This window comes from Rhodovulum imhoffii, assembly GCF_003046545.1.
Lineage (GTDB): Bacteria > Pseudomonadota > Alphaproteobacteria > Rhodobacterales > Rhodobacteraceae > Rhodovulum > Rhodovulum imhoffii.
Genome location: NZ_QAAA01000010.1, coordinates 110,625 through 119,170, shown reverse-complemented (window position 1 = coordinate 119,170; position 8,546 = coordinate 110,625). Strand labels below are relative to the sequence as shown.

General features: G+C 61.2%; 6 protein-coding genes and 1 pseudogene. 4 read left to right on the top strand and 3 right to left on the bottom strand.

Annotated features, from left to right (window positions below; translation table 11 throughout):
- On the top strand, positions 1–518 hold a 518-nt coding region (locus C8N32_RS15330; protein ID WP_244905913.1), incomplete at its 5' end, for a hypothetical protein.
- Here the strand turns inward: C8N32_RS15330 and C8N32_RS09805 are convergent.
- A complete protein-coding gene (locus C8N32_RS09805; protein WP_146159701.1) occupies positions 519–1,094 on the bottom strand; it encodes a hypothetical protein in 576 nt (191 codons plus the stop codon).
- Between the two features lie 832 nt (positions 1,095–1,926).
- On the opposite strand from C8N32_RS09805, the gene selD reads away from it, so the two are divergent.
- Complete coding sequence (gene selD, locus C8N32_RS09800) at positions 1,927–2,982, top strand: selenide, water dikinase SelD (protein WP_107892806.1); 1,056 nt, start codon at positions 1,927–1,929, stop codon at positions 2,980–2,982.
- Positions 2,983–3,077: 95 nt separating this feature from the next.
- Positions 3,078–4,525, top strand: a pseudogene (locus C8N32_RS09795) (tryptophanase).
- 3 nt (positions 4,526–4,528) lie between these two features.
- Here C8N32_RS09795 and C8N32_RS09790 read toward each other — a convergent pair.
- Positions 4,529–5,404 (bottom strand): hypothetical protein, encoded by an 876-nt coding sequence (locus C8N32_RS09790; RefSeq protein WP_107892805.1) that lies wholly within the window; start codon positions 5,402–5,404, stop codon positions 4,529–4,531.
- 81 nt (positions 5,405–5,485) lie between these two features.
- On the opposite strand from C8N32_RS09790, the gene C8N32_RS09785 reads away from it, so the two are divergent.
- On the top strand, positions 5,486–7,144 hold the full coding sequence (locus tag C8N32_RS09785; protein ID WP_107892804.1) for an ABC transporter permease: 1,659 nt from the start codon (positions 5,486–5,488) through the stop codon (positions 7,142–7,144).
- On the opposite strand, the gene C8N32_RS09780 is transcribed toward C8N32_RS09785, so the two are convergent.
- Positions 7,141–8,493: an aminotransferase gene (locus tag C8N32_RS09780; RefSeq protein ID WP_107892803.1), complete on the bottom strand. Its 1,353-nt coding sequence runs from the start codon at positions 8,491–8,493 to the stop codon at positions 7,141–7,143. The two genes, C8N32_RS09785 and C8N32_RS09780, sit on opposite strands and share 4 nt — an antisense overlap.
- Positions 8,494–8,546 lie beyond the last annotated feature (53 nt).

Here is an 8,546-nt window from a genome sequence, read left to right as displayed (position 1 = left end):
CACCGCCGGTCACCCCGCCAGCAGGATCGACGAGCTCCTGCCATGGAACTTCAACCCGTCAAGCTGAACAGGCGTGCCGCGGTGACAGCGCTTACGCATTCATGGGCGACATAACCCAACGGTTCGGACGCGCGCTGGACATCAACGCCGCGCGGGATCGCGAGTTGCAGAACACCGCCCAAAACCTCGAAGCCCAGACCAAAGCCTTCGCACTCACAAACGCAAACCTACGATCCATCGCGGGCAGTCTCGAAGAAAGAGACCAGCGCTCAAAATGGGACTGGGCCACGCTGGCGGCAGCGATGCTGATCAGCGCAGGACTCGCCGGTGGCGGCGCATTCTACTTCGCCAAAGCAAACATCGAACAGGGCAGTTTCACCCAAGCCGTAAACCGCATAGCTCAAGACACAGATGCCGGGTGGTGTGACATCGCAAACGGGCAAATTGTCAATGCAAATGACGGATCAAAGCACTGCGCTATCCATATGCCGAACTATGTCGAACCTGAGGCGAAGTGATTAAACTGCCATGCTCGCGATCAACTGCCACTTATCAGCATAGCCAGCGTATCCGAGGTTTAATGCCAATTGGTTGATCGCAGCTTCAGGGTCATCGCGCCCCTCAAGAATGACCTGATCCAATGCGCTCGCCAGAACTAGAAAGTCAGAAAAGCTATCGGATATGGCCGTGACCTGCGGAATGGGTGAACTGGTTACGTCAACATAAAACACCGTGCCATTTACATGATGCGGTTCACCTTTGGCGACTGCAATGATATCTGCATCAAACCCAGCAACGCTAAGCAAATTGTCAGGTAAACTAGGATTCCTAGTATCCCCATTTAATGCCAAAAGAGAGCTACAGAGACTTTCTGGATCGCCAGGGCACAAGTCAAAATACCCTAAAGATACTCTCTCCATGCACAACTCATCAGCGCAGCGGGCAAAGCTAGCAGGCAAACCCAACTTCTCGACAACAGCGTTGAGGCCGTCCAGTTGACGAGATCGGCGTTTCAGTATGGTTGCACCAAACGATGCAAACTTTTCTTCGCGTTCTGCATAGAACAACAATGCATCATCAAGGTTCATGATCATTCTGCACCTCGCGGGGGATCGGCGCAAAGGCCAGCTGCAAGATCAGAAGGAGGGAGAGAAGGCGTTTCACGTTGGGGCTCGATCAACGCGCGAGGCAAGGGCATTGCGATTTAGTGCCGCAAAGAGGACAATGTTGCCAATTGCCAGAATTTTGTCTGCATGGGGGAAAAGTGTTATATTTACTTCATACCCCAAAGGGAGAATCCACTGTGCTATTAAGTAGATAACAAAGCACCCAAACAGTATATCCCACGGGTGTAACGCACGATAAAACATTGGCAACCTTATCAACCCAATGAATATCAGGTAACCGGGTGCAATGGTCAAAAAACCGCCTATTGTTACAAGCACTGAGAACTGGAACACTTCAACCCACTGATCCGCTGGTAACCCTTGAAAAATAGAGATACTTGGGAGCATAAAAAAAATAGTGTTTGCTATGCTCACCAAGAATAGATTCACAGCGTGTCTGGGTAAAGAGCGAACCAAACTATGCATTATCGATCCTCGACACAGTTCGGACACCAGTCTGTCAGCATTTGCGTTATATCTTCACCGGTTGCGCCCCAGAACGGGGTACCACCAAAAGTTCTGGGTGGGAGACTAAACTGTTCGAAAACGTTCCAATGGAGTTCGATAATTTGACTTTCCAACGGCCACTCAGCATGGTCTGCCCCTCTTGGGTGGTCCGGTTTGAAAGTTAGTGCATGATTGGCCTGTGGTCCATCGGGATGGTGGTCTCGGGTGCTGGTGGCCGATAGCCCAGAGCGCTGTTGACAGCCTGCGGGGGCGGGGCCAGAACCCCGCTACCATCTGACAGGAGATTTCCGAAATGCTTGCCCCAGCCCGTGATCCGCGCCTGACTTCACTTTCGCACGGGGGCGGCTGCGGATGCAAGATCGCACCCGGTGTTTTGTCAGAACTGCTGGCGGATACCATCGCGTTGCCGGTGCCGGCAGATCTGATCGTGGGGGCGGCAACCTCCGATGATGCTGCTGTCTACCGTCTGAACGATGCGCAGGCTCTGGTGGCGACAACGGATTTTTTCATGCCCATCGTCGACGACCCGTTTGATTTCGGGCGTATTGCCGCCACAAATGCGTTAAGCGATGTCTATGCCATGGGGGCGCGTCCGATCCTGGCGCTGGCTCTGGTGGCGATGCCGCTGGCCAAGCTTTCCAGGCCCACGATTGCACGTATCCTTGAAGGGGGGGCAGCCGCCTGCAAGAGCGCGGGGGTCCCGATCGCGGGGGGGCACACGATCGACTCGGTCGAGCCGATCTACGGCCTCGTCGCGCTGGGGATCGTCGCGCCGGATCGCGTGCGCACGAATGCCGGCGCCCGGTCGGGGGACCGGCTGGTGCTGGGCAAGCCCTTGGGCACGGGGATCATGGCCGGGGCGCTGAAAAAGGGCGCTTTGCCCCCCGCCGCCTATGCCGGGATGCTGGCCACGACCACGCGGCTCAACACGCCCGGCCCGGACCTGGCGGCGTTGGAGGGCGTGCACGCCCTGACCGATGTCACCGGTTTCGGCCTGGCCGGGCATGCGCTGGAAATGGCGCGCGGCTCGGGGTGCGGGGTGCAGGTCGACTGGGCGCGCGTGCCGGTGATGGCGGGCGTGCGCGACCTGCTTGCCCAGGGGTTTTCCACCGGGGCGTCGCACAACAACTGGGCCAGCTATGGTGACCGGATCGATCTGCCCGCGGACTTTCCCGAGACCGAGCGTGCCCTGCTGACCGATCCCCAGACCAGCGGCGGCCTTCTGGTCAGTTGTGCCCCCGATGCGGTGGATGCGGTCCGGGGCGTTTTCGCGCAACACGGGTTCGACCTGGTCGGCGAGATCGGAGAAGTTACCGCCGCACCGGCCGGGCGGCTGATCCTGCACTGATTTCCGCATGCCTGTTTGACGTAGTGCCGCCCCTTGCAGAGGCGGGCACAACCCCATGCATACTGAATGTGAAATTCAATCAAAAGGTGCATGAAATGTCGAAGGTGCGGTTTTTCAGCGGCGAGACCTTGCCGCTTGAGATGCACAAGGTGCGTGTCGTCCAGAAACTGAACCTGCCTGCGGTTGAGGTCCGGCAGGACGCCATGACCGGGGCGGGGAACAATACCTTTCTGTTGCAAAACCGTGACGTGTTCATGGACATGCTGACCGACAGCGGGGTCAACGCGATGAGCGACCGGCAGGTGGCGGCAATGATGGTGGCGGACGACGCCTATGCCGGTTCGGCCACCTACACCCGGCTGGAAACCCGCCTGCGTGACATCTTCGGTATGGCACATATCCTGCCGCCCATCAGGGCCGCGCCTGCGAAAACATCCTGGCGCAGGTGATGGTCACGCCCGGAACCGTCGTGCCGATGAATTGTCACTTTACCACCACCAAGGCGCATATCGTCCTTAACGGCGGAACCATTGAGGAAATCATCGCCGACAAGGGGCTGGAGGTCACCTCCAGCGACCCGTTCAAAGGGGACATGGATGTGGCGAAGCTGGAAAGCCTGATCGCCACCCACGGCGCCGGGAAGATCGCCTTTGTGCGGATGGAGGCCGGCACCAACCTGATCGGCGGCCAGCCGGTTTCCCTGCAAAACATGACTGACGTGCGCGCCGTCTGTGATCGGCACGGGCTGAAACTGGTTTACGATGCCAGCCTTCTGGCCGACAACCTTTACTTTCTGAAAGTGCGCGAAGAGGCTTGCAAGGGTCTGGCGATCCGCGACAGCACCCGCCGGGTCGCGGATCTGTGTGACGTGATCTATTTTTCGGCCCGGAAGCTGGGGTGTGCGCGGGGCGGGGCGATCTGTATCCGCGACGGCGCGCTCTACGAGCAGGTGCGTGCTCTGGTCCCGCTTTATGAGGGCTTCCTGACCTGTGGTGGCATGTCCGTGTGCGAAATCGAGGCGCTGACCGTCGGACTCGAGGAATCCATGGATGAGGACATGATCAGCCAGGGACCTCAGTTCATTGCCTACATGGTAGGGGAACTGGATCGCCGGGGCATTCCGGTCATTACGCCTGCGGGCGGGCTGGGCTGCCATGTCGATGCAATGCGTTTCCTCGACCATGCGCCCCAGGCGCAATATCCTGCGGGGGCATTGGCCGCGGCCTTTTACATTGCCTCCGGGGTTCGGGGGATGGAACGCGGGACATTGTCAGAGCAGCGCAACCCGGACGGATCGGAGCCGCTGGCCAACATGGAGTTGCTGCGTCTGGCCATGCCGCGCCGGGTTTTCACGCTCTCCCAGGTGAAATACGCCATCGACCGGCTCGACTGGTTGTACCAGAACCGCCATTTGGTCGGCGGACTGGTCTTTACCGAAGAACCCGAAATCCTGCGCTTTTTCTATGGGCGTCTTGCGCCGGTTTCGGACTGGCAGCAAAAACTGGTAACCCGGTTCCGCGCCGATTTCGGGGACAGCCTGTGAATGTCAGGGGGTCAGGAATTCGACCCCCTCCATTTTCGCGATCACCTCAAGGTCGTCCTCGTAGCGGTCGGTCAACTGGTCTATGACCTGCTGCGTCCATCCAGGCAGGGTGATTTCCGTTTCGAGAAGTTCGGCTCTTGCGAACCGTTCAAGAAATTCGCTGGTGGTCCGGATGCGCTGTGCCTCGTCCTCGGGCGGGTTGCGGCGCATGTGATTGAACATGCGCTTGATCCCGATCGGGTGCATGAGCGTATGGAGAACGTCGTTTTCCCCTTCCAGCCGCGTTCCGGGGGTGCAGCCCGAAACGGCCTCAAGGATGCGGGGCCAGATCAGCGGTGTGTCTTCCTCGCACCAGATCACGATCCGGCTGTCGCCCGTGCCGAGCCGCAGGCGGCGCACCGTGTCGGACCAGGCCAGGCGGAAAGGGTCTGCTCCGGCGATGAAACCGCCGAAATCCTTTTCCCCGGACAAGGCGAACAGGTCCGGGACGAAGGTGGCAGGATTGCGGATGGCCATGTGATATTCGCACTCCGTGCCGAAAAACACCCGGGCCATCCAGTCGGCGCGCTGGGCGGCCATTGGATACAGCGTGTGCTGCGCCAGTACCTTTTGCGGCGGGGCCAGGAAGTTGTGGTTCGACAGGATCAGGCGCTTTGGGTCGTCTTCGTCCATGATCGCGTCAAGCAGGGTCTCCTGCATTTCGGCAGAGGCCTTTTCCCCGCGCAGAACCCCCATGGTTTCACGCAGAATCGGGCGATAGCGGCTGGGACCGGGGACGGAAATATCCTGTTTGGAAAGTTCTTCCCGGCTTCGAAGCAACGATTTGATCAGGCGATCTCCGCCGGTGCAGTGGGCGCCAATGTGAAAAGCAATCTGCATGCTGCAAGTAATCCGTTCTGGGTGCTCTTACCTATATCGTGTTTTCTGGACAGTAAAACCGCTTTGAGATAAGCCGCCCGCATGACTGACGGAAACGCTCGGATTCCTGCGCGGGGAGGACTGCGCCTGCCGGACCCCTGGTCCCTTGGCGCCGTTGCAATCGCGGCGGGCGTGCTGTTGCCGATCGTTTCGGTGCTGTGGATGGCGCTCAACCCGGTTGAAAACGTCTGGCCACACCTGATTCGGACCACGTTGCCCCGCTATTTTTCGAACACGGTCGTTCTGATGTCCGGGGTGGCGCTTTTGTCGGCGGGGGTGGGCGCCGGCGCGGCCTGGCTGGTGGCGATGTACCGTTTTCCGTTTTCGCGCTGGCTGGAGTGGCTTTTGCTGTTGCCGCTGGCGATACCGGCCTATGTCGGGGCCTACGCGCTGGTCGATTTCCTTGAATATGCCGGGCCGGTTCAAACGGGGCTGAGGGCGCTTTTCGGATGGGACAGCGCGCGGGATTACTGGTTCCCGGAAATCCGGTCTCGGGGGGCGGCGATTCTCGTGCTGTCGGCGGCGCTTTATCCCTATGTCTACCTGCTTTCGCGCACCGCCTTCCGGGAGCAATCCGGCTGCGCCTATGAGGTCGCCCGGGCACTGGGTGCAGGGCCCGCGGCTCTTTTCTGGCGGGTGGGGCTGCCGCTGGCGCGTCCCGCGATCGCGGCCGGCGCGGCCATCGTCATGATGGAAACGGTCAACGATTTCGGCGTGGTGGAGTATTTTGCCGTTCAGACGCTGACGGCGGGCATTTTCAGCGTCTGGCTGGAAAGCGGCAATGCCGGAGGCGCGGCGCAGATCGCGGTGGTGATCCTGACGCTGATCCTGGCGCTGGCCGCACTGGAAAAGGTCAGCCGCAAGAACCTGCGGTTTCACAACCTGGCGCGCCAGCACCGGCCGATCCAGCCGGTGTGGGTCGCAGGTCTGCGGGGCTGGGCGATGACGGTCCTTTGCGCCTTACCCGTGCTGCTGGGGTTCGTGCTGCCGGTGGGGGTGATCGCCTCACATGCGCTTTCGGCGGAAGGCTGGCTTGATCCGGGACTGGCGCAGGCCCTGTGGAACACGCTGATGGTCGGTGGGCTGGCGGCGGCAGGGACGGTGACGGCGGCGCTTTTTCTTGTCTACGGGGTGCGGCTGACCGGACGGACCCTGCCCAAACTTCTGCTGCCGGTAACCACCATCGGGTATGCCGCGCCGGGGGCGGTTCTGGGGGTCGGGCTGCTGATTCCGATGGCGGCGGCGGACAATGCGCTGGCCAATGGAATGGAACGCCTTTTCGGCTATGATCCCGGTTTGCTGATGACCGGTTCCGCCTTTGCCATCATTTTCGCCTACGGGGTGCGTTTCTTTGCGATCGGGCAAGGGGCTGCGGATGCGGCGATGGGACGGATCACCCCCAGCCTGCCGATGGCCGCGCGCTCCTTGGGGCGTACGGCACGGGGAACGCTGACCTCGGTCTACCTGCCGCTGATCCGGCCCTCCGTGGGGACGGCGTTGTTGCTGGTGTTCGTGGACTGCGTGAAGGAACTTCCCGCGACGCTGCTGCTGCGCCCGTTCAATTTCAACACGCTGGCGACGCGGGTGTATGAAAAGGCCTCGCTGGAGAACCTGGGCGACGCGGCGCCCGCGGCGCTGCTGGTCAGCGCCGTCGGGCTGGTGGCGGTCGGGTTGCTCGCCCGCGCGAATCATCGGGTCTAGAGGTTCGAGAAGACCTCGTTCAGCGCGCCTTGGAGCTTGGTGAACATTTCGTCCATCTGCCCTGACGTCAGGATGAAAGGCGGGCACAGCACGATGGATTGCCCCAGCGGACGGCAGATCAGCCCGTGGTCGGTACAGGTGTTGGCGATGCGCTCACTGACCGAAAGGTGGCCGGGGAAGGGGGTCTTGGTGTCCTTGTCGGCCACGGCCTCCAGCGCGCCCATCAGGCCCTTGCCGCGCCATTCGCCTATATTGGGGTGTTCGGCCAGCCGGGCCATGCCCTCTTCGAACAGCGGGGTCAGCGTGCGGACATTGTCCAGCAGCCCTTCGTTCAGCACAACGTCGATGGCTTTCAGAGCGATCGCACAGCCCACCGGGTGGCCGGAGGCGGTGAAGCCATGGGGAAATTCCTCGGCCGTTTCGGAGGCTGCCTGAAGCCTGTCCGCCAGATCCGGTCCAAGGATCACCGCCCCCATGGGGAAGTACCCCGCCGTCAGCACCTTGGAACTGATGATTGCATCGGGCATGAAGCCGTAGCTTTCGCAGCCCCAGACCTCGCCGGTGCGGCCGAGGCCGCAGATGACCTCGTCCGAGATCAGCGGGATACTGTGTTTCTTCAGGATCGGCTGGATTGCCTGGAAATATCCCGCGCTGGGCGGAATGGCCCCGCCCGCCCCCATGACGGGTTCAGCGACGAAGGCGGCGATGGTGTCCGCCCCCTCGCGGGCGATGGTGTCTTCCAGTTCCCGGGCCATGCGGGCGGTGAATGCGGCCTCGCTTTCGTCCGCGTGCCCCTCGCGCCAGTAGTGGGGGCAGGTGAGATGGAGAAACCCCGGCAGCGGCAGGCCGAAGACGCTGTTGTACGGTTTGCCCGTCATCGAGGCCGCGCCCAGCGTCACCCCGTGATAGGCGTTCGCGCGGGTCAGGATCTTGCGCCGTTGCGGCTGGTCTTCGGCTCCGGCAAGAAACCACAGCATCTTGATGAGGGTGTCGTTGGCCTCGGACCCGGAGTTGGTGTAGAAAACGCGCCCCCTTTCGAACGGGGAGACTTCGATCAGCCGCTCGCTGAGCGTTACGGTCTGGTCGGACATGCGTCCGAAAAACGCGTGGTAGCCGGGAAAGCGATCATATTGCGCCTTGGCGGCGGCGGCCAGGCCAGGGTGGTCGAACCCGGCCACCATGTTCCACAGCCCGGAATTGGCATCAAGGTAGCGCCGCCCGTTGGTATCCACGACATACGGCCCCTGTCCGTGGGTCAGAACCACGGTGCCGCGTTGGTGAACCGACGGCAGATCGGTAAACCCGTAGAACGAGGCGGCTTCGGCCCGCGCTTCCCAGCTTGTATCCATGTGCTGTCTCCATCTTTGTACGGTCGGAGACTAGGCCGCGCGGGACAGGCGGG

Excerpts from the sequence above, each read along its gene's own strand:
- C8N32_RS09805 (WP_146159701.1), bottom strand. The coding sequence starts at position 1,094 with ATGATCATGAACCTTGATGATGCATTGTTGTTCTATGCAGAACGCGAA.
- selD (WP_107892806.1), top strand. The coding sequence starts at position 1,927 with ATGCTTGCCCCAGCCCGTGATCCGCGCCTGACTTCACTTTCGCACGGG.
- C8N32_RS09790 (WP_107892805.1), bottom strand. The coding sequence starts at position 5,404 with ATGCAGATTGCTTTTCACATTGGCGCCCACTGCACCGGCGGAGATCGC.
- C8N32_RS09785 (WP_107892804.1), top strand. The coding sequence starts at position 5,486 with ATGACTGACGGAAACGCTCGGATTCCTGCGCGGGGAGGACTGCGCCTG.
- C8N32_RS09780 (WP_107892803.1), bottom strand. The coding sequence starts at position 8,493 with ATGGATACAAGCTGGGAAGCGCGGGCCGAAGCCGCCTCGTTCTACGGG.